Below are 20,421 nucleotides of genomic sequence, written 5' to 3' on the forward strand. Positions count from 1 at the left end.
GTGCGGCCTCAGGCCGCGTGGTCCACCAGCAAGCCGTTGCCGTCGCTCATCAGCTTCGCGATGCGCACGACGTCTTCATTGGGAATCTGGCGGATGACCTCGCCGCTGGCGCGGTCCACCACCTTGACGATGACTTTGTCTGTGTCCTTGTCGACCTCGAACTGCAGGCCGACCTCGCGCAGCGCGAAGGCTTCGTTCACCTGGTGCACCGCCTGCTCGACCTGCACCGGCGTGGCGTCGTCCTTCGCGTCGGCCGCAGCGTCGCCCTTCGCACCGGCCACCAGGCCCCGCACGGCCGCGGCGCCGCCGACGAGCAGCTGCGTCCACTGGTTCTCCATCACGGGGGTAGCCGGCACGGGGTTCAACATCATTTCCACCTTGTCTTGCTGGTTCGCTGTCCTCTGGGGCCTCACCCTTGGGGCATGGCCGCAGAGGGCAGCGCAAGTGGTCCCGGCTTGCTCCGGGGACCTGCGCCAGCCGGACTCCACCCTTGCGGGAGGGGCCCGGCATTCCTTTGCTTCTGACTAACTAGACCTTGTCGATCAACGCAGGAGCGACAGCACGCCTTGCGTGGTCTGGTTGGCTTGCGACAGCACCGAGGTACCTGCCTGTTGCAGGATCTGGGCGCGCGTCATGTTCGACACTTCAACTGCGTAGTCAGCGTCTTCGATGCGCGAACGCGACGAGGACAGGTTGGTCACCGTGGTGCCGAGGTTGGCGATCACCGAGTCGAAACGGTTCTGCACCGCACCCAGCGAGCTGCGCAGCTTGTCAACCTTCGACAGGGCAGCGTCCAGTGCCTTCAGCGGGTCGACCGTCGACTTGGCATCGCTCACTGCGTTGGTCGTCACCTTGCCGGGCTTGGTGGAATCGGCATACACGGTGCTGCCTTGCGAATCGGTCGCCACGCCGTTGGCGTTCAGGTTGATCGATTCGGCGGCGGTCGTCGTCAGGCCGCTCACGCCCATGTAGGCACCAGTCACAGCACCGCCGGCTGCTGCCACTGCGTAGGCCGCGGTAGCGCCAGCGCCGTCGATGTCGATGGAACCTGCGCCAGCGTTGATCTTGGCTGCGACCTGGTCGGCCGTGGCGCGCTCGCCGGCAACCGCGAAGGTGCTGGCACCGGCAGCTGCCGTCACCACCGTGTACGAAGCGCCGGTTGCGCCGATGGTGATCGAGTCGCCAGTGGCGGACATGCCAGTGGCTTGCTCGAGCACTGCCGACAGCGTGGCGGCGGAAGTCGCGCCAGCGCCCGTCTTGGTCAGGTTCTTCGACGCGTCGAGGTACAGGGCCGAGCCGTCGGCAGCGTCGGTCATTGCACCGTTGCTGTCGATCTTGACGTCCATCGAACGGTTGCCGAGCTTGACCGTGGCGGTCACGCTGGTGCCGGCCGGCGGGGTCAGCGAAGCGAGCGTGTTGGCCTGGCTGCGGGTAGCTTCCGTGGCGGTGTAGCTCTTGGTCGCTGCGCTGTAGGTGTAGGTTGCGCCGCCGGTCATGGTGACCGTGCCGCCGTCCTGCATCTTGGCCAGCACGTCGTTGGCCGTGGCGCCGTTGGCGGCCGTGGTCAGCGTGCGGCTGTAAGCCGTGATGCCGTTCGTGGTGGCACCCGCGGTGAAGCCGGCGACCAGCAGGTCGGAAGCCGTGGCGGTCTTGTTCTTCGAACCGGTGTTGTTGACGTTGAAGCCGTCCAGACCGAGGGTCTTGGCGCTGATTTCTTGCAGGTCGATGTCGATGGTTTCGCCATCGTTCGCGCCGACTTGAACGGTCAGCTTGCCGGCGTCTGCCGACAGGACCTTCACGCCGTTGAACTGGGTCTGTTCCGAGACGCGGTTGATTTCGTCCAGGCGCTGGCCGATTTCCGACTGGATCGAGTCCAGGTCGCTTGCCGAGTTCGTGCCCGTGGCGGCTTGCACCGACAGTTCGCGGATGCGTTGCAGGTTGTTGTTGACTTCGGTCAGCGCGCCTTCGGTCGTCTGGGCGATCGAGATGCCGTCGTTGGCGTTGCGCGTTGCTTGCGTCAGGCCCTTGATGTTGGCCGTGAAGCGGTTGGCAATGGCTTGGCCGGCAGCGTCATCCTTGGCGCTGTTGATGCGCATGCCCGAAGACAGGCGCTCGATGGCGCTGTTCAACGCCGACTGCGACTTGTTGAGATTGTTCTGCGTGATGAGAGAGAGGCTGTTCGTGTTGATGACTTGCGCCATGTTCGACTCCTGATTGATGAAAAAAGGTTGTGGACTCCGGCCTTCGGCCGTAACGCTGGACCCGCTTCCACTGTGAGACTCAAGCCATCGTTGACTTGGTTATCGGCGGGGTCTCACGAACCTTTAGGGCAACGTACAAAAAAGTTGCACAGGCTGCCCATGCCACCAACCCGCACCCTCAGGCCTGCAGGTTCATCACTTCCTGATAGGCGGTCACCAGGCGGTTGCGCACCTGCAGCCCGGTCTGGAAGGCGACGTTGGCCTTCTGCAGGTCGACCATCACGTCATTGAGCGCGACACCGGGCTTGCCCAGTTCGAACGACTCGGCCTGCGCATAGGCCTGTTGCTGCGCGCCGCTGATGTTGGAAAGCGAGCGCTGGAGCTCGGCTGCGAAACCGCCGGCTTCGACCGGCGTACCGGCAGCGGCCGCGGGCGCAATGCCCGTGTGCAGCGCGGTGGCGCGCATCTGCTGCAGTACGGATTCGATGGCACTGATCGACATGGGAGATCCCTCTTCCTTTGTTTGAACACTTCTGCGTGACTTGACATGGAGGGGCAAAAGCCCTCCTGCCTGCTTGCAGCGTATCAAGGGAAGACCCCGATTCAAGCGCGCAACTGAGGGCAAAAACCCCGGCTGTTCGGGCATTCGAATTCCGGGTGACTGTTGACAATCGTCGGCGAAACGAACAGGCCGCGGACGACATCACGGGCCATCCGGAATGAAATCTCTACACCGAATCTCCACTCCCACCATGGCAACGGCAACCGCCACGACGAAGGTGCACCCATGAGCACGGCGGCGCCCGCGGGTGCTGTGCCTGCGGCCGGCAACGGCCAGCCTGCGCTACTGGACCGCATGCGCGCGCAGCCCCGGCTGCCGCGGATCATTGGAGGCGCGGCCCTGGTGGCCGCCGCGGCCGCGTTCATGCTCTGGAGCCGCGGGCCCGACTACAAGGTGCTCTACACCAACGTGTCGGACCGCGACGGCGGCGCGATCATCGCGTCGCTGCAGCAGATGAACGTGCCCTACAAGTTCGCCGACGGCGGCGGCGCGATCCTGATCGCGGGCGACAAGGTGGCCGAGACGCGCCTGAAGCTCGCGGCGCAGGGCCTGCCCAAGGCCGGCGGCGTCGGCTTCGAACTGATGGACAACCAGAAGTTCGGCACCAGCCAGTTCGCCGAGCAGGTCAACTACCAGCGCGGGCTCGAAGGCGAGCTGGCGCGCTCCATCGAATCCATCGGCGCCATCGAGTCGGCCCGCGTGCACCTGGCACTGCCCAAGCCCTCGCTCTTCGTGCGCGACCAGAAGAAGCCATCGGCCTCGGTGGTGCTCGCGCTCGCACGCGGGCGCAGCATCGACGAAGGCCAGGTCAGCGCCATCGTGCACATGGTGTCCAGCAGCGTGCCCGACCTCGACGCCAAGAGCGTGACCGTGGTCGACCAGCGCGGCAACCTGCTGTCTTCGGCGCGCGGCGGCGACCGCGGGCTGGACGTGAGCCAGCTCAAGTACGCGCAGGAGATCGAGCAGGGCTACATCCGCCGCATCGAGGCGATCCTGCAGCCCATCGTGGGCGCGAACAATGTGCGCGCGCAGGTGGCGGCCGACATCGACTTCTCGGTGGTCGAGCACACCGACGAGAAATACAAGCCCAACCAGGACCCGACGCAGGTCGCCATCCGCAGCCAGCAGAGCAGCGAATCGGCGCAGCACGGCGGCGGGCAACCCGGCGGCGTGCCGGGCGCGCTGTCGAACCAGCCGCCGGTGAACCCGACCGCGCCCATCACCGGCCCGCGTGCACCGAACGCACCGGGCACGCCGCCCGCACCGGGAACACCCGGCGCTCCGGGTGCACCGGGCGTGGCAGGCTCCACGGCCAGCACCGCCCCCACCGGCCCGAGCAGCACGCGCAAGGACACCACCACCAACTACGAGCTCGACCGCACCATCCGCCACGTGCAGCAGGCCGCCGGTGGCGTGAAGCGCCTGTCGGTCGCCGTGGTGGTGAACAACCGCGATGCGGTGGACGCGAGCGGCAAGAGCAGCAGCCGCGCGCTGACTCCGGCCGAGCTGGAGCAGATCCGCAACCTCGCGAAGGAAGCCATGGGCTTCAGCCAGGATCGCGGCGACTCGCTCAACGTGGTCAACAGTGCCTTCGCCCGCGACGCCGACAGCGCCCCCGCGCCCGAGGTGCCGTTCTGGCGCGACCGCGAGAACATCGAGCTCGGCAAGATGCTGGGCCAGTACCTGCTGTACGGGCTGCTCGCGCTCTTCGCCTGGTTCGCCGTGCTGCGTCCGCTGATGCGCCGGCACCTGGCTCCCGCGCCTGCACCCGCGGCGTCCTCCGGCCCCGCCTTCGCGCCGGCCGCGGAGCCGGACCCGAACGCGCCCTCCCCCGACGAAAGCCTGCGCGAGCGCGAGGCCAACCGCCGCAAGGCCGACATGGAATACGCCCACCAGGCCGCCGACAAGGACCCGAAGCTGGTGGCCACCCTGATCCAGCACTGGATGCACAACGATGAATAGCGAAATGGGAACCCGCAAGAGCGCCATTCTTCTGATGGCGCTGGGCGAAGACCGCGCCGCAGCCGCGCTGCACCAGCTGCCCACCTCCGAGGTGCAGGCGCTGGGCCTTGCGATGTCGAAGCTCAGCTCCGTCTCCAAGGACGAGCTGGCCGCCGTGCTCTCCGAATTCCGCCACGAGACCGAGCAGCTGTCGGCCCTGCACCTGGGCTCGACCAGCTACATCCGCGCCGTGCTGAAGAAGGCGCTGGGCGACGACCGCGCCAGCAACCTGCTCGAAGACATCCTGCAGCCCGACGAGCCGCACGGCGGCATCGAGCGGCTCAACGAGCTCGAGGCCGGCGAAGTGGCCGAGCTCATCCGCGACGAGCATCCGCAGATCCTGGCAACGCTGCTCGTGCACCTGGACCGCATGAAGGCATCGGAAGTGCTGGAGAAGCTGCCGGCGCGGCTGCGCCACGACGTGATCATGCGCGTGGCCACCTTCGGCGGCGTGCAGCCCTCGGCGCTGAACGAGCTGACCGACGTGCTCACCGAAATGCTCGCGGGCCAGGGCGTGCGCCGCAGCCGCCTGGGCGGCGTGCGCACCGCGGCCGAGATCGTCAACCTGATGAGCACCGGTGTGGAAGAAGAAGCCATCGCCCATGTGCGCGAACAGGACGAGGCGCTGGCCCAGCGCATCGTCGACGAGATGTTCGTGTTCGAGAACCTGCTGGGCCTCGAAGACCGCAGCATCCAGCGCCTGCTCAAGGACATCGAGTCCGACTCGCTCATCATCGCGCTCAAGGGCGCGCCGATGGAGCTGCGCGACAAGTTCCTCAACAACATGTCGCAGCGCGCCGCCGAGACGCTGCGCGAAGACATGGAGCTGCGCGGCCCCGTGCGCGTGTCGCAGGTCGAGACCGAGCAGAAGGCCATCCTGCAAGTCGCCCGCCGTCTGGCGGAGGCTGGCGAAATCGTGATCGCGGCGCCTGGCACCGATGACTTCGTCTGACACCAACGGCGCCTTCGGCGAGTCGCGCGAACGGCTTGCCGCCATCCACGCCGCCGCGCGCCATGCAGCGGCCGGACCGAAGCCTGCACCCACGCCCACGCTTTCGGCCTGGGAGCGCTGGGAGATGGGCACCATCGACGGCAAGGCGCCCGCCAGCCGCAAGGGTGCCGAACGCAACGGCCCGCCGCCTGCACCGCCCGCCCCCAGGGTCGACCTTGCCGACATCGCGCGCATCCGCAGGGAAGCCCGCATCGACGGCGAGGCCGAGGGCCGCGCCGCCGGGCTTGCCGAAGGCCGCAAGGTCGGGCACACCGAAGGGCTGGCCACCGGCCTCGCGGCCGCCAGCGTGCATGCCGAACGCCTGCGCGCGCTGGCCCAGTCGCTGCCCGACGCATTGCGCCGCGCAGAGGAAGAACTTTCGCAGGCCATGCTCGCGCTCGCGCTCGACGTGGCGCGCCAGGTGGTGCACCGCACGCTGAAGGCCGAGCCCGAATGGGTGCTGCCCGTGGTGCGCGACCTGCTCAACACCGAGCCCGCGCTGCGCGGTGAGCCGCGCCTGCTGCTGAACCCCGACGACGTGGCACTGGTGAAGAACAGCCTGGGCAACGAGATCGAAGCCGCCGGCTGGCAAGTGCGCGCTGACGACACCATCGCGCGCGGCGGCTGCCGCGTGCAGTCCGCCACCGGCGAACTCGACGGCACGCTCGGCACGCGCTGGAAGCGCGTGACCGCCTCGCTGCACGGCGACGCCGACGGGCAGGCCGACTCGCTCTGACGCCCATGCAGACCACCGCCGCCCCCAACGCCCATCTGCAATCGGTGCGCGCCGCGCTGGAGAAAGCGCGCGCCAACGTCGCGCATTGCGAGACCACCATCGCCTCGGGCCGCCTCACCCGCGCCGTCGGGCTGGTGCTCGAAGCCGTGGGCCTGCAACTGCCCGTGGGCAGCGACTGCCTGATCGAACTGCCGCCTGGCCATCCGCAGCGCCATGCCGAAGCCGAGGTCGTTGGCTTCGCCGGCGACCGTCTGTTCCTGATGTCGCAGACCGAAGTGGCGGGCCTCGTGCCCGGAGCGCGCGTGTTCGCGCGGCCCGGCTCGCCGGAGCCCGATGCAGCCGGCATGATCGGCAACGCCCACACCAAGCGCCTGCCCGTGGGCGAAGGCATGCTCGGCCGCGTGGTCGATGCGGCCGGTCGGCCGCTCGACGGGCTCGGTCCGCTCGACATCGCGCGCAAGGTGCCGCTGAGCACGCCGCCCGTCAACCCGCTGTCGCGTGCGCCCATCGATTCGGTGCTCGACGTGGGCGTGCGCGCCATCAACGCGATGCTCACCGTCGGCCGCGGCCAGCGCATGGGCCTGTTCGCCGGCTCCGGCGTGGGCAAGAGCGTGCTGCTGGGCATGATGGCGCGCTACACCAGCGCCGAGGTCATCGTCGTCGGCCTGATCGGCGAACGCGGCCGCGAGGTGAAAGACTTCATCGAGAACACGCTGGGCGAAGAGGGCCTGGCCCGCGCGGTGGTGGTGGCCGCGCCCGCCGACAACTCGCCGCTGCTGCGCCTGCAGGGCGCGGCGTATGCAACCTGCCTGGCCGAATACTTCCGCGACCGCGGCAAGGACGTGCTGCTCATCATGGACTCGCTCACCCGCTACGCGATGGCGCAGCGCGAGATTGCGCTGGCCGTGGGCGAGCCGCCTGCCACCAAGGGCTATCCGCCGTCGGTGTTCGCCAAGCTGCCGGCGCTGGTGGAGCGCGCGGGCAACGGCGCGCGCGATGCGCAGGGGCGCGGCGGCTCGATCACCGCCTTCTACACGGTGCTGTCCGAGGGCGACGACCAGCAGGACCCGATTGCCGATTCGGCGCGCGCGATTCTCGACGGCCACGTGGTGCTCTCGCGCACGCTGGCCGAGGCCGGGCACTACCCCGCCATCGACATCGAGGCTTCCATCAGCCGCGCCATGACCGCGCTGATTCCGTCTTCGCAGTACGACTCGGTGCGCCGCTTCAAGCAGATGCTCTCGCGCTACCAGCGCAACCGCGACCTGATCAGCGTGGGCGCCTATGCGCCCGGGCACGACCTGCAGCTCGACCAGGCGATCGCGATGTACCCGCGCATCGAAGGCTTCCTGCAGCAGTCGATGGACGAACGCGCGGGCTACGCCGAATCGATCGGGCACCTCGAGAGCCTGTTCGCGACCGAGCAGCGCGCATCCACGACAACAACACCGCAGAGATTCACGAAATGACACGCAAGCTCCCTCTCGGCATGCTGATCGACCTGGCGCACACGCAGACCGACGACGCCGCGCGGCGCCTGGGTGCGCTGCAGAACGCGCACCTCAACGCCAGCCAGAAGCTCGAACTGCTGCTGCAGTACCGGCAGGACTATCACGACCAGCTCGACGCGTTGATGCGCGACGGCCTGCCTTCTTCTCAGTGGCGCAACTACCGCAACTTTCTGGGCACGCTGGACGGTGCCATCGAGCAGCAGCGCGCCATCGCGGCGCAGACCGAGACCCGGCTCGACACCGGCCGCACCGACTGGCAGCAGCAAAAGCGCCGCCTGAGCTCCTTCGACACGCTGGCCGAGCGCGTGCGCATGCAGGAAATGATGGCCGAGGCCAAGCGCGAGCAGCGCGACAGCGACGAGCGCGCGGCGCGCAAGTTCTTCGACCGCGCCTCGCACCCGACTCTTTGATCTTCACGCAGGAACCGACATGACTCCCATGATCACGCCCCCCGTCATGACGAACGCCACCAGCCAGCCTGCCGCGCAGACCGGCGTGCGCAACCGCGGCGCGGACGAAGACCAGGGCCGCAGCTTTGGCGCGGCGCTGGAGCGTTCGCGCGCGAACAACGGCAGCCACGGCGACGCGGCGCCGAAAGACGGCGCACAGGATGTCGCCGCCATCGACCGCAAGCCCGTGCGCAAGCGCGGCGCGGATGAAGACACGAAGAAAGAAGACGCGCTGCCCGCCGATCCGAACCTCGCCTTTCTCGGGACGGCGCACACGCCGCTGCATGCGCTGACGCTCGCGGGGCGCTCTGCTCAACAGCAACAGGGTGAAGGCGCGGCCGACGCCACCGCCGCAACAGCGCCCGCCGGTGCGGCGGCAGACATTCCGCTGGACCCGGCCCTGCAGGCCGCTGCCGCGAAGACGCTTGGCGCTGATGCAGCCGTCCCCGATGCATCGGCCGCACCCGAAGCCGCTGTGGTCTCGAAAGATGCCGCTACGAAACCCGCGACGGCCGCACTGCCCGCCACCCAGGCTGCGCAACTCCAGGCCGACACCGCGCCAGCCGCCTCGCTGCACGAACTCGCCCGCGCCGCCATCGCGGCACAGACCATGTCCGTCGGCATCGCGAAGCCCGCATCCGCTCCCGCCGGTTCGCCGATCGGCACCGCCGCGACCGGCCGCAGCGCCGCATCGCGCGCCCCCGTGAGCGCCACCACCGCCGAGCAACTGGCCAGCGCCGCGCAGCAACCCGAAGCGGCCGACGATACGCAAGCCAAGGCCGCGCCCATTGCAGCAGTGGCAGCCGCGACCGCCAGCGACACGGACGCCCAGCCACCCGTGGCACCCATCGCGCTCCAGCAGCCCGCCGCAATAGCAACCGCTTCATCAGACAGCGCGAACGACACGGCCGCCACACGCGCCCCCGTGCACACCATCGCCCCCGAAGTCGGCAGCGACAAATGGGCGCCGGCCCTCGGCCAGCAGCTGGCGCGCATGAGCACCAGCGGCAATCACACGGCCGAACTCAACCTGAACCCAGCCGGTCTCGGCCCACTCAAGGTGACGCTGTCGATGGGCGACAACCAGGCGCAGGCCATGTTCGTGTCGGCCCATGAGAGCGTGCGCAAGGCCATCGAGGCCGCGCTGCCGCAGCTGCGCACTTCGCTGTCGGAGCAGGGCATCACGCTGGGCCAGACCTCGGTCGGCGCGGAAACCCGCCAGCCCTTCGGCAACGACGCCGCCTTCGCACAGCAGCAAAGCCAGCAACAGCAGCAGAACGCCGCGCGGCAGCAGGCGGCCTCCCCTTACCCCGGCACAGGCCGCACCACGGCAAGCGCTCCGGCAATTGCGCCCCTCGCCGCCGTGCGCGCGGGTGCTTCCAACAACGCAGCCGGGGTGGACACCTTCGCCTGAGCCCTGGCAACACATTCGCCCCCCGCCCGCGACGGCGCCCTATGCGGCGCCCCGCAATGAACGGATATGAAACGCCTTTGTGCGCTTGTTCGGCCGTTCGTCCACGAGGGACTTCGCAAAGAATAGATCGGACAAGAAAAACCGCTTAACCATGGCTACCTCATCACCCGCCGCAACTGTCGCACCGGCCATCTCCGCAACGCTGGCCCCCCGCCGCTCCTCGAAGCTGCTGATCGGAATCGTGATCGCCGTCGGCCTGATCGCTGCCGGCGGCGCGGCCGCGTATGTCTTCCTGCCCCGCTTCATGGGCGCCGCCTCCACCGAAACGGCCAAGGCGCCGACGCCCGAGAAGCCCATCTTCCTGACGCTCGAGCCGCTGACCGTCAACCTGCAGTCGGAAGGCCGCGGCCGCTTCCTGCAGATCGGCATGGCACTGCGCGTGCGCGACGAGCAGACCAAGGCGCAGCTCGTCGAGTTCATGCCCGAGGTGCGCAGCCGCCTGCTGCTCCTGCTGTCGAACCGCGCGCCCGAATCGGTGGTGGCGCCAGAAGACAAGGCCAAGCTGGCCGAGGAGATCCGCAAGGCGCTGAGCACCCCGCTGGCCCCGGACACGCCCGAACTGGGCATCTCCAGCGTCTCCTTCAACACGTTCGTCGTGCAGTGACCACCTCTTCCTTCGGACAAGCGATCCATGGCGTATGAACAGGTGCTCTCCCAGGACGAGGTCGATGCGCTTCTGCAAGGCGTCACCGGCGGAGACCTCGACCAGGCGGCCTCCCCCGCACCGCCGAAGGACGGCCTGCCGGCCTACGACCTCGGCGCGCCCGACCGCGTGGTGCGCAACCGCATGCACACGCTGGAGGTCATCAACGACCGCTTTGCGCGCGGCCTGCGCGGCGCGCTGCTGAACTTCATGCGCCGCAGCCCCGACATCTCGGTGGGGCCGGTGCAGATCCAGCAGTACGGCGAGTTCGTGCGGCACCTGCCGGTGCCCGCGAACATCAACATGATCCACATGAAGCCGCTGCGCGGCACCGCCCTCTTCGTGTTCGACCCGAAGCTGGTGTTTCTCGTGGTGGACAACCTGTTCGGCAGCGACGGCCGCTACCACGTGCGCGTGGAAGGCCGCGACTTCACGCGCACCGAGCAGCGCATCATCAAGCGCCTGCTCGACCTGTCGCTACAGTGCTATGGCGACGCATGGCAGCCGGTGTTTCCGCTGGACTTCGACTACGTGCGCGCCGAGATGCACGGCAAGCTCGCCAACATCGTCGCGCCCAACGAGGTGGTGATCAACACCACGCTGCAGATCGAGTTCGGCCCCGTCGGCGGCTTCCTGCACGTGTGCATTCCCTACTCGATGATCGAGCCGATCCGCGACCTGCTGTCCAACCCGATCCAGGACGAGGTCGAGGTCGACAAGCGCTGGGTCAAGCAGATGTCGCGCCAGATGCAGGCCGCCGACGTCGAGCTGGTGGCCGACTTCGTGACCATGCCATCGACGCTGGGCGAAGTGATGAAGCTGCAGATCGGCGACGTGATTCCCATCGAGCTGCCCGAGACGGTCGTCGCCAAGGTCGGCGGCGTGCCGGTGATGGAGTGCGGCTACGGCACCTCCAACGAGCGCTATGCGCTGCGCGTGCAACACATGATCTCCCACCAAGACAGCGATTTGAAGAACGACCATGACTGACAACACCTCTTCCGGCAGCAGCGACGCGGACGATTGGGCCAGCGCCCTGGCCGAGCAGACGGCCGCCTCGGCCCCTGCCGCATCCGAACCCGCCCCCGCACCCACATTCGCGCCAGCCACCGCGCAGGTCTTCCAGCAGATCCAGGACGCGCCGGCTCCCGCGCACTCGTCCTCCACGCCGGTCGACATTGCGCGCGTGCTCGACGTGCCGGTGCAGCTCACCGCCGAGATCGGCCGCACGCGCATCACCATCAAGAACCTGCTGCAGCTGTCGCAGGGCTCGGTGGTGGAGCTCGACGGCCTGGCCGGCCAACCGCTGGACGTGCTGATCAACGGCTACCTCATTGCGCAAGGCGAAGTGGTTGTGGTGAACGAGAAGTACGGCATTCGCCTGACCGACATCGTCACGCCCTCCGAGCGCATGCAGAAGCTCGCGCGCGCATGAGCCTTCCCACCGTGCCCACGCCCGTTCACGACGTGGCTCCGGCTGCCGTTGGCGCATCGGGCCTGCTGCAGGCCGGCTTCGGCATGGCGGCGGTGGTCGGCCTGATTTTTCTGTGCGCCTGGCTGGCGCGGCGCTTCGGCCTCCAGCGCCTGGGCAGCGGCCAACTGGTGAAGGTGGTGTCGAGCGCCGCAGTCGGCCAGCGCGAGCGCGTGGTCGTGGTGGAAGTGGGCGACACCTGGCTGGTGCTGGGCGTCACGCCGAGCCAGGTCAACACGCTGCACACGCTGCCGGCACAGGCCCATGCGGCTGCTGCAGCCTCCGCGTCGCCATCGGTCGCACCCACACCTGTCGAACTCTTTGCCCGCAAGCTGCGTGAAGCCCTCTCGGGCAAGCCGCATCGTCCTGCCCCATGAAGAACCCCGCATTGCGCCGCGGCATGCGCGCCGCGCTGCTGTTGCTCGCCGCCACGCTGCTGCCCGCCGTTGCATGGACGCAGGGCCTGCCCGGCATCACCAGCACGCCCGGCCCCGGCGGCAGCCAGACCTGGTCGCTGAGCGTGCAGACCATGGTGCTGCTGACCTCGCTCACCTTCCTGCCCGCGCTGCTGCTGTCGATGACCAGCTTCACGCGCATCCTCATCGTGCTGGGCCTGCTGCGCACCGCCATCGGCACGCAGACCTCGCCGCCCAACCAGATTCTGGTGGGGCTGTCGCTCTTCCTCACCTTCTTCGTGATGTCACCGGTGCTCGACAAGGCCTACAACGAGGCCTACAAGCCCTTCTCCGAGAACAAGATCAGCGTCGACACCGCGCTGGAGCGCGGCATTGCGCCCTTCAAGACCTTCATGCTCAAGCAGACCCGCGAGAACGACCTGGCCCTGTTCGCCCGGCTCGCCAAGGTGCCTGAGATGCAAGGCCCCGAAGACGTGCCGCTGCGCATACTGCTGCCCTCCTTCGTCATCAGCGAGCTGAAGACCGCGTTCCAGATCGGCTTCACCATCTTCATACCGTTTCTCATCATCGACCTCGTGGTGGCCAGCGTGCTGATGTCCATGGGCATGATGATGGTGCCGCCTGCTTCCATTGCGCTGCCCTTCAAGCTGATGCTCTTCGTTCTGGCCGACGGCTGGCAACTGCTGATAGGCGCGCTCGCGCAAAGCTTCTACCTCTAGGTACGCAGAGATGAATCCCGAATCCGTCATGACCATGGGCTACCGGGCCATGGAGATCTCGCTGCTCATCGGCGCGCCGCTGCTGCTGGTGGCGCTGGTCATCGGCCTGATCGTGAGCATCTTCCAGGCCGCCACGCAGATCAACGAAGCCACGCTGTCCTTCATTCCCAAGCTGCTGGCCGTGTTCGCCACGCTGGTGATCGCAGGTCCATGGATGCTCGACCGCATGCTCGACTACATCCGCGCGCTGTTCGCCGGCATTCCGCAAATGCTGGCGTGACGTGATTTGAGGTGACGTGACCCCGTCGATCATCTCGGTCACCTCGGCCCAGCTCGAGGGCTGGATGGTGGCTTTCCTCTGGCCCTTTGTGCGCATGCTCGCACTGGTGAGCACCGCGCCGATCTTCGGCGAAGCGTGGGTGCCACGGCCCGTGAAAGTGGCCATTGCCGCCATGCTGGCCTTCGTGATCTCGCCCACCATCGGGGCGTTGCCCACGGTGCCGGTGGTGTCCGCCGGCGGCGTGTGGATCATCGTGCAGCAGGTGCTGATCGGCGTGGCCATGGGCTTCACGGTGCGGCTCGTGTTCACCGCCGTGCTGGCCGCGGGCGAATACATCGGCCTGCAGATGGGCTTGTCGTTCGCATCGTTCTTCGACCCGATGAGCCACGGCAGCACCATGGTGGTGTCGCGCCTGCTGAACATGCTGGCGATGCTGATCTTCCTGGCGCTCGACGGGCATCTGCTGATGGTGAATGCACTGGCTGAGAGCTTTCACACACTGCCTATTGCAGATGCGCCGCTTGCGTCTGGTGGGTGGATGTTCCTGGTGCTGGCCGGAGGCGACATCTTTGCCAGCGGGCTGATGCTGGCGCTGCCGCTGATTACCGCGCTGCTTACGCTGAACCTGGCCATGGGCATCCTGAACCGGGCATCGCCGCAGTTCAGCATCTTCGCAGTGGGCTTTCCGCTGACGCTGCTGGCGGGGATTTTCATGATGCAGCTGTTGATGCCGAATCTGGGGGCGTTTCTGGAGCCTCGGTTTGGGGAGGCTGTGGGGAATATGTTGCGGGTCACGCAGGGGTTGCGGCCCTGATTCGAAGGTGATGCAAAGGACCCGGATCGCATGAAGATCCAAACTGGTGCATCAAACTGATTAATCAGATGGCACGAGATCTGCTTGATCAGACGCATGCCATCTTCCACCGACATCAGCGAGCGCATCGTCGAGGCCGTCCTCGCCAAGAAGCTCGCACCGGGTGCCCGCCTCGGCGAACAGCAACTGTGCGACCTCTTCGATGCACCGCGCGCGGTGGTGCGCGAGGCGCTCACCACCTTGTCGGTTCGCGGCATGGTGAAGGCCAGCGCGCGTCGCGGGTGGTACCTGGTCGAGCTGTCGCTGGAGGAAGCCCAGGCCGCTTTCGACGCGCGCCTCGTGATCGAGACCGGCCTCATCCGGTGCAGCAAGCCTCCGGCCTCCAAGGCGCTGCAGCGGCTGCGCACGCACCTGAAGCGTCAGCGCGAAGCGGTCGAAGGCACCGATGTGGGAGCGCGCAGCTTCCTGCTGGGAGACTTTCACGTCTGCCTGGCCGAATGCCTGGGGAACAGCGTGCTCGCGGCCACGGTTCGCGACCTCACCGCACGCACGATGCTGATCGCCTTGCGCTACCAGTCGGAAGACGAGGCTGCGCACTCCTTCAGCGAGCACAGCGCCATCGTCGAGGCGCTGGAAGCCGGCGACATGGCCCTGGCCGAACAACGCGTCTTCGCCCACCTGTCGACCTGGCAACTCAAGCTGCGGGTGCCCGCTGACCAGACGCCCGACCCGTTGGCCGAGCTGCGGCTCGCGCTCACGCCGCTGTCTGCGCCCCGGTGAAGCATCCCCTGCCACGCGCCCCCCGATTTCCCTGCCGACTTCTTCTCAACGCCCATCCCAACCTCGGAGCACGCCATCATGTTCAGCAAACGCCACCTTTCCCTCGGCCTCGCAGCCGCCCTCACCTTTCTCGCAGCCGGCGCCTCGCACGCACAGAACGCGCTGGACACGATCACGAAGAGCAAGACGGTCCGGATCGCGATTCCCACCGACTTTCCGCCCTACGGCTCGGTCGGCCCGGACATGGCGCCCCAGGGGCTGGACATCGAAGTCGCGCGGCTGATCGCCGGCAAGCTCGGCGCCAAGGTCGAATTGATTCCGGTCTCGACGGCGAACCGCATCCCTTATCTGCAGACCAAGAAGGCCGACCTCGTGATCTCGACGCTGGGCAAGAACCCGGAGCGCGAGAAAGTCATCGACTTCACGGTGGCCTACTCGCCCTTCTTCATCGCCGTGTTCGGCCCGAAGACGCTGTCCGTGAAAGCGCCGGCTGAGCTCGCGGGCAAATCCATCTCCGTCACGCGCGGCTCCGTGGACGACGCGGAACTCACCAAGGTGGCGCCGGCCTCCGTGGAGTTGCGCCGCTTCGAGGACAACAACGCGACCATCTCGGCCTTTGTCGCCGGACAGACGCAGCTGGTGGCAACCAGCGCCCAGGTGGCGAGCACCATGATGGCGAAGAACCCGCAACTTGGAAGCGAGCTCAAGTTCGTGCTGAAGGATTCCCCGAACTTCGTCGGTGTGGCCAAGGGAGAGGACGCGCTGCGGCTCAAGGTCAACGAGATCTTGCTCGATGCGAAGAAGAGCGGCGAACTCGACAAGCTGGCCGTCAAGTGGCTGGGCCGCCCCGCCGGCGATTTGCCGCAGTAAGGCGCGCCCACGACATGAACGAGCCATGGCGCCTCAGTGCGGCGCTGTTGACTGCCGGGTACGCAAAGCAGTTGTTCACACCCCTCGACGCGCTGCAGGCGTGCCTGGCACGCACCGAGGTTTGCGAGCCCTCGCTCAACGCCTTCGTGGCACTCGACCGGGAAGGCGCACGGCGCGCGGCGGCGTCCAGCGCGGCACGCTGGGCCACCGGCCAGCCGCTGGGCCCGCTCGACGGCGTGCCAATGAGCGTCAAGGACAACATGCACGTCGCGGGTCTTCCCACGTCGTGGGGAAGCAGGCTGCTGCAGGGCTTTGTCGCATCGCACGACGAGCTGCCCGTGGCGCGCCTGCGTGCGGCGGGCGCCGTGCTGTTCGGCAAATCGAACCTGCCTGAATTCGCGATGCAGGGCTACACCTCCAACGCCCTGCACGGCACGACCCGCAACCCCTGGGACACCGCGCTGACGCCGGGCGGATCGTCGGGCGGTGCTGCGGCGGCGGTCGCGGCGGGCTTGGGACCACTGGCCCTGGCTACCGATGGCGGCGGCTCCATCCGACGGCCTGCATCGCATTGCGGTCTCGTGGGGTTCAAGCCTTCGCGTGGCCTCGTGCGCAGGGAACGCGGCTTGCCAGAGATATTCCTCGACTACGAAGTGGCCGGCGGAATCGGTCGCTGCGTGAAAGACGTACAGCATCTGACGGAGGCGATCGCAGGGTCGCGCCTGGAGGCCGGCCAGCCCTCGCCGTCTCGCATTCTTTTCGTGCCCCGCTTCGGCACCCATGCCGTCGACCCTCGCATCGCCGCGTCGGTGCGTCGCGCGGCCGAGGGTTTTGCCGCGTTGGGGCATGCGGTGGACGAAGCACAGCAGCAGGTGAACTGGTCGGAGGCGATCAACGCGCTGTGGCCGACGCTTTCCAATGCAGGGCTCGCCTGGATGCTCCAGCGCGCATGGCAATGGCCCGAGTTCGGATTGCCCGAGGGCGTTCACCCGGATCTCTCACGCTGCGGCGCGGTCGCGCAGGCGAATTTCGACGCCGCCCTGAAGCTCGATGCGTCCGGCCTGTTCGACGTGCTGGCGGAAGTGCGCGAGCTCGAGCGACAGATGGAAGTCGTCTTCGCCCGCTACGACTTCATCCTCACCCCGGCGACGGCCGCCCTGCCCTGGCCCTGCGAGCAGAGCCACCCCGAGCGGATAGCGGACACGGAAGTCGGCCCGCGCGGACATGCCGTCTTCACCGCCTTCGCCAATGCCGCGGGCTTGCCGGCCATTGCATTGCCAAGCGCGCATGCAGAGGGCCTGCCGACCGGCATCCAGCTGGTCGCATCGGCCGGCCACGATACCGAACTGCTGGCATTGGCCATGCAGTATGAGGAAGCCTTTCCATGGCCTGCGCTGTGGGACGAAGGGTTTCACTCAACGGGCTGAAATGAGGAGGTTCCACCCGGCATTTGGGTTGGAACTGCGGGCCATAGGGGCATCGCGCTCGTTTCGATCGCAGATGTCTGCGTGGCTATACTGCGCCCGTCATGTCAAAAACAGGCGTGATCGGGATTGGCGTCCCGCTGAAATCACTGCGACGAAAGCCGCAGTCACCCCGCAGGGTCTGCGGCTTTGTCGTTCGTGCCTCCAGTTTTGGCGGCTCGATGGGCGGGCGCGAGCCCGGCCGGTTTCACGCAAGTGGTTTCCCGGTACGCCAACCCGTCGAGCTGCCGCCCTCAATTGGCGTTGAGTGCGTCGGTTTCAGCAAACCGAAACCCTTGGAGGCCATTCATGGCTGCATCCGCTCGCGCGTCCGCGCGCGTTCACTCATTTCCCGAATCTTCTGAAGCCGCCAGCGTTGAATCGCTTGCGCTGCAGGCATGCGATGACATCGACAGCCTTCACGCTGTGCATCGTGCCTACGCGTGTCTCGAAAAGCTCATCGTTCCGCAGGGTGTGAACGATACGGAAGAGGTGTATCCGACCCGCACCGAACTCAGCGCGCTGGTGCTGGTGGTCAATGAGGAACTGCAGCGGCGGATTGAAACGGCCGATTCCGCGATGCAGTCGCTACGTGTTGCCCTGAGTGGCGGAGGTGCCAGATGAACTCCTTCAAGGTTGTCGATGCTCGGCTACAAGAGGCCGAACAACTCGCTCGCTCTCCTCTTGAGGCAGTTGGTCGAGTCATTCACCTGAGAGGCCAAGAACCCGGACCCGCGACCCCACGCGCACAACTGCTCCGTTGCGATCGACCGGCTGACGTGGAATTGATTGCATAACCTGGAAGGGCGCAGTGCGGTGCTGGGCTGGGTGACTTAGCGTCGGCTGCAGGTTATTGGAATTGCCTTACGCCCAGAATCACAAAGCTGGAGCAAACAATGAGAGACGCCATGCTGAGCACAATCCCACGCATCAGGCGCCTTTCCTCTTCGTTCAGCAGCTTTGGAACGACCGTAGCGAATACTCCAAGGAAGTCCTTCGCATGATCGACGGCTGTGTATTTTTTCTTTCTCTTGAGGATCATCCATCGGACGCAAAAATAGGCGAGAAATCCGAGAGAGATAGCTGAAGGGAGAAGCAATAAGACAGAAATCAATCCGACCATGACCATCTACCCAATCTGTTTCGCCCGAGTACAGCAAAGAAGCAGGAGTGGGATGCTGCTCCTTGCCTCACTGGCAGATCCAACCATTAGGGCTCGCTCTCGCGCGCCGGGCGTGTGTGCAAGAACAAGCCAAAGATGCCTATCACAAAACCGAGAAAGGCCAAACCAGAAGCGAGTTCGACAAGGTCCATCGTAAAGGCAAGTACGCCGCCAAGCCAAGCCAAGCTAACGCCAAGCGCCTGAAGATGAAGCCCCGCTTGCGGCTTTCCTGCATAGAGCCTTCGGTACAACAAAATAAACAACAGGATGAGCACTCCAAAGAGCGCGAGTACAGCGAGAAATCCAACTCCGTGTTTCATGTTCATCTCCTGACGCACCAAGTTCTTTGCGTGCATTGGGTAAAGCCGGCTCCGGCACCTGCACCTAATTGCCCGCGTGCGCCTCCTCTTGTGCCTTGAAGCTGCCCCGAATCGTTGATGCTGATTTGGCCCGCGCCTACCACGCCAGTGCCACCAAACCAAGTCAACCCCTTGGAGGAAGTTGATACCCCACTTGATGGTAGTCCAGTAGAGAGAAAAGCCAATCATTTCCGTCTCGTCTGAGAAGGAAGGAGTTGAGCAGCCGCCGCGTGCTCACCGACTTGCCATTTCACTTGCCGTTTTGAAGTTCAGGCGAGCCTTACGCCCCAACTGATCTCGACGCCCACTGACTGGAAAGTACGCAGCAGCAGCTTCCAGAAAGCGCTTCTGGTCAAACAATGCGTTTCCCAGATTGACCAAGAGTGCAGCCTCGTCTTTGCTTCGAACACCTTCCAACTGCAACGCCTTGCGAAGAACCCGCTCAGCGAGCTTGGGCCTCTTCATTGCATCGTAGCAATTCCCGATCGCCCAAAGACTTTGTGCGTCGTGCGGATCCGCTTTGTAGGCTCGCCGATATGCTGCCACCGCTTCCCCATAGTTCTCAAGGTCGAACTCCGCATTGCCCACGCAATACCAAGCGTGATTGGCATCCCAAGCGTAGGCCTGTCGCAGGCGTCCCGTTCGTGCATCAACAAGGCATCTGCGCACTTGTCTAGCCTTTCCCGTCTTCAAGAGGCCGTGGACCAAGTCAAAAGATTTTTCTTTCGGTGTCGTCACCATTGCCTTCCTTCAAACATAACTGTTCATTCGGTGGCGGTGGGGGTGGCTTGATGACCTCACAACCTCCGACCCCTGGAGTCTCATCGCAGATTTCGTTGATGATGTCCCATAGCAGCAAGCCACCGACGCCTCTTGCACCGCGGGCGCCCTTCAACCCAGAGGCACGCTGCTTCTTCGAGTTTTTACTATGCTCTTCTCCGTCTGGATGGCCCACGTTCCGCTCGCGCTCAGAACCCGGAATACGATGATCCGGGGGGGGCCTCTTGTTCGGATTTGGCGGCTTCTCATACTTTGGATCTAGGCCAAGCGGATCCGTGAAGCTCAGCGGATTCGCATATACATACCCAAACCGATTCCACCCACCATCCAGCCCAATCGGATCCGGCTGGCTATACCGTCCCGTCCTCGTGTCGTAGCTTCTGAAGTAGTTGTAGTTGAGGCCCGACTCCTCATCCGCATACTGCCCCGGATACCTCAGGTTGAACTTCACCTCCGAGATGCTCGTGGTGCCCGGGTTGGTTGTTGTCTCAAGATTGGCGAAGCGGTTCTTTGCTGTCGTGGGCTTGTCTTCACCGAAGGCGCTGTAGCCCCATTGCCAAACCGCTTGCCCATCTGCGTTGGTCAGCCTGCGTGGCGTGTTCAGGTGATCGCTGTGCACCGCATAGGTGCTGCCATTGACGACAGCCGCAACCGGCATCGGCCCATTGCCCGTCGGCAGGTAGATGTACTGGCTCTGCCCCGCACTGTTCGTGCCCCCGCTGCCCACCTCCGCGATCAG

At 66.0% G+C, this 20,421-nt stretch carries 23 protein-coding genes; 17 read left to right on the forward strand and 6 right to left on the reverse strand.

All coding sequences use genetic code 11. The annotated features are described in order from the left end of the window. Nucleotides 1-8 precede the first annotated feature (8 nt). The 3 genes from BLW48_RS25415 to fliE form a co-directional block, all read right to left on the reverse strand. Complete coding sequence (locus tag BLW48_RS25415; protein ID WP_093058561.1) at nt 9-371, reverse strand: flagellar protein FlaG; 363 nt, start codon at nt 369-371, stop codon at nt 9-11. 171 nt (nt 372-542) lie between these two features. After that, nucleotides 543-2,201, reverse strand: a complete 1,659-nt coding sequence (locus tag BLW48_RS25420) for a FliC/FljB family flagellin (RefSeq protein WP_093058560.1) — start codon at nt 2,199-2,201, stop codon at nt 543-545. Between the two features lie 178 nt (nt 2,202-2,379). After that, nucleotides 2,380-2,703 (reverse strand): flagellar hook-basal body complex protein FliE, encoded by a 324-nt coding sequence (gene fliE / locus BLW48_RS25425; protein WP_093077280.1) that lies wholly within the window; start codon nt 2,701-2,703, stop codon nt 2,380-2,382. A gap of 285 nt (nt 2,704-2,988) precedes the next feature. On the opposite strand from fliE, the gene fliF reads away from it, so the two are divergent. The 17 genes from fliF to BLW48_RS35880 all read left to right on the forward strand — a co-directional run bounded on the left by fliF (nt 2,989) and on the right by BLW48_RS35880 (nt 18,005). After that, entirely contained in the window at nt 2,989-4,725 is a 1,737-nt protein-coding gene (gene fliF / locus BLW48_RS25430) for a flagellar basal-body MS-ring/collar protein FliF (protein ID WP_093178172.1), read from the forward strand. Continuing rightward, nucleotides 4,718-5,716 (forward strand): flagellar motor switch protein FliG, encoded by a 999-nt coding sequence (fliG, locus tag BLW48_RS25435; RefSeq protein WP_093058557.1) that lies wholly within the window; start codon nt 4,718-4,720, stop codon nt 5,714-5,716. The genes fliF and fliG overlap by 8 nt, the downstream gene beginning before the upstream one ends. Then, nucleotides 5,703-6,491, forward strand: coding sequence for a flagellar assembly protein FliH (gene fliH, locus BLW48_RS25440; RefSeq protein WP_093178174.1), 789 nt, complete (start codon nt 5,703-5,705; stop codon nt 6,489-6,491). Before fliG ends, fliH begins: the two co-directional genes overlap by 14 nt. A gap of 5 nt (nt 6,492-6,496) precedes the next feature. Further along, complete coding sequence (gene fliI / locus BLW48_RS25445; protein ID WP_093178175.1) at nt 6,497-7,960, forward strand: flagellar protein export ATPase FliI; 1,464 nt, start codon at nt 6,497-6,499, stop codon at nt 7,958-7,960. Then, a complete protein-coding gene (fliJ, locus tag BLW48_RS25450; protein ID WP_093058554.1) occupies nt 7,957-8,412 on the forward strand; it encodes a flagellar export protein FliJ in 456 nt (151 codons plus the stop codon). Before fliI ends, fliJ begins: the two co-directional genes overlap by 4 nt. 28 nt (nt 8,413-8,440) lie before the next feature. Continuing rightward, nucleotides 8,441-9,865, forward strand: coding sequence for a flagellar hook-length control protein FliK (locus tag BLW48_RS25455; RefSeq protein ID WP_177142403.1), 1,425 nt, complete (start codon nt 8,441-8,443; stop codon nt 9,863-9,865). Nucleotides 9,866-10,016: 151 nt separating this feature from the next. After that, nucleotides 10,017-10,529 (forward strand): flagellar basal body-associated protein FliL, encoded by a 513-nt coding sequence (gene fliL, locus BLW48_RS25460; RefSeq protein WP_093178178.1) that lies wholly within the window; start codon nt 10,017-10,019, stop codon nt 10,527-10,529. 27 nt (nt 10,530-10,556) lie between these two features. Further along, nucleotides 10,557-11,558, forward strand: a complete 1,002-nt coding sequence (gene fliM / locus BLW48_RS25465) for a flagellar motor switch protein FliM (protein WP_093058551.1) — start codon at nt 10,557-10,559, stop codon at nt 11,556-11,558. Next, nucleotides 11,551-12,003 (forward strand): flagellar motor switch protein FliN, encoded by a 453-nt coding sequence (fliN, locus tag BLW48_RS25470; protein WP_093178180.1) that lies wholly within the window; start codon nt 11,551-11,553, stop codon nt 12,001-12,003. Before fliM ends, fliN begins: the two co-directional genes overlap by 8 nt. Then, the gene (gene fliO / locus BLW48_RS25475) at nt 12,000-12,416 is read left to right on the forward strand and encodes a flagellar biosynthetic protein FliO (protein WP_093077289.1); all 417 of its coding nucleotides are present in this window, start codon (nt 12,000-12,002) and stop codon (nt 12,414-12,416) included. Before fliN ends, fliO begins: the two co-directional genes overlap by 4 nt. Then, nucleotides 12,413-13,174, forward strand: coding sequence for a flagellar type III secretion system pore protein FliP (gene fliP, locus BLW48_RS25480; RefSeq protein WP_093058548.1), 762 nt, complete (start codon nt 12,413-12,415; stop codon nt 13,172-13,174). Before fliO ends, fliP begins: the two co-directional genes overlap by 4 nt. A gap of 10 nt (nt 13,175-13,184) precedes the next feature. Next, nucleotides 13,185-13,454, forward strand: coding sequence for a flagellar biosynthesis protein FliQ (fliQ, locus tag BLW48_RS25485; protein ID WP_093178182.1), 270 nt, complete (start codon nt 13,185-13,187; stop codon nt 13,452-13,454). Nucleotides 13,455-13,482: 28 nt separating this feature from the next. Then, nucleotides 13,483-14,268: a flagellar biosynthetic protein FliR gene (gene fliR / locus BLW48_RS25490; RefSeq protein ID WP_177142406.1), complete on the forward strand. Its 786-nt coding sequence runs from the start codon at nt 13,483-13,485 to the stop codon at nt 14,266-14,268. 96 nt (nt 14,269-14,364) lie between these two features. Then, nucleotides 14,365-15,048: a GntR family transcriptional regulator gene (locus BLW48_RS25495; RefSeq protein WP_093178183.1), complete on the forward strand. Its 684-nt coding sequence runs from the start codon at nt 14,365-14,367 to the stop codon at nt 15,046-15,048. A 78-nt stretch (nt 15,049-15,126) separates the two neighbouring features. Further along, nucleotides 15,127-15,918, forward strand: a complete 792-nt coding sequence (locus BLW48_RS25500; RefSeq protein ID WP_093178185.1) for a transporter substrate-binding domain-containing protein — start codon at nt 15,127-15,129, stop codon at nt 15,916-15,918. Between the two features lie 14 nt (nt 15,919-15,932). After that, a complete protein-coding gene (locus tag BLW48_RS25505; protein ID WP_093178186.1) occupies nt 15,933-17,345 on the forward strand; it encodes an amidase in 1,413 nt (470 codons plus the stop codon). Nucleotides 17,346-17,690: 345 nt separating this feature from the next. After that, nucleotides 17,691-18,005, forward strand: a complete 315-nt coding sequence (locus BLW48_RS35880) for a hypothetical protein (RefSeq protein ID WP_093178188.1) — start codon at nt 17,691-17,693, stop codon at nt 18,003-18,005. Nucleotides 18,006-18,590: 585 nt separating this feature from the next. On the opposite strand, the gene BLW48_RS25520 is transcribed toward BLW48_RS35880, so the two are convergent. The 3 genes from BLW48_RS25520 to BLW48_RS25530 form a co-directional block, all read right to left on the reverse strand. Next, nucleotides 18,591-18,863 carry a hypothetical protein gene (locus BLW48_RS25520; RefSeq protein ID WP_143047780.1) on the reverse strand — a complete coding sequence of 91 codons (273 nt, stop codon included), beginning with the start codon at nt 18,861-18,863 and terminating at the stop codon, nt 18,591-18,593. A gap of 273 nt (nt 18,864-19,136) precedes the next feature. Then, entirely contained in the window at nt 19,137-19,643 is a 507-nt protein-coding gene (locus BLW48_RS25525; RefSeq protein ID WP_093178193.1) for a tetratricopeptide repeat protein, read from the reverse strand. Continuing rightward, nucleotides 19,612-20,421, reverse strand: an 810-nt coding sequence (locus BLW48_RS25530) for an RHS repeat domain-containing protein (protein WP_305367591.1), incomplete at its 5' end; no start/stop codon positions are given. The genes BLW48_RS25530 and BLW48_RS25525, both read right to left, overlap by 32 nt.

The sequence above is a fragment of the Variovorax sp. YR266 genome (genome assembly GCF_900107295.1).
In the GTDB taxonomy this organism is placed as follows: domain Bacteria; phylum Pseudomonadota; class Gammaproteobacteria; order Burkholderiales; family Burkholderiaceae_C; genus Variovorax.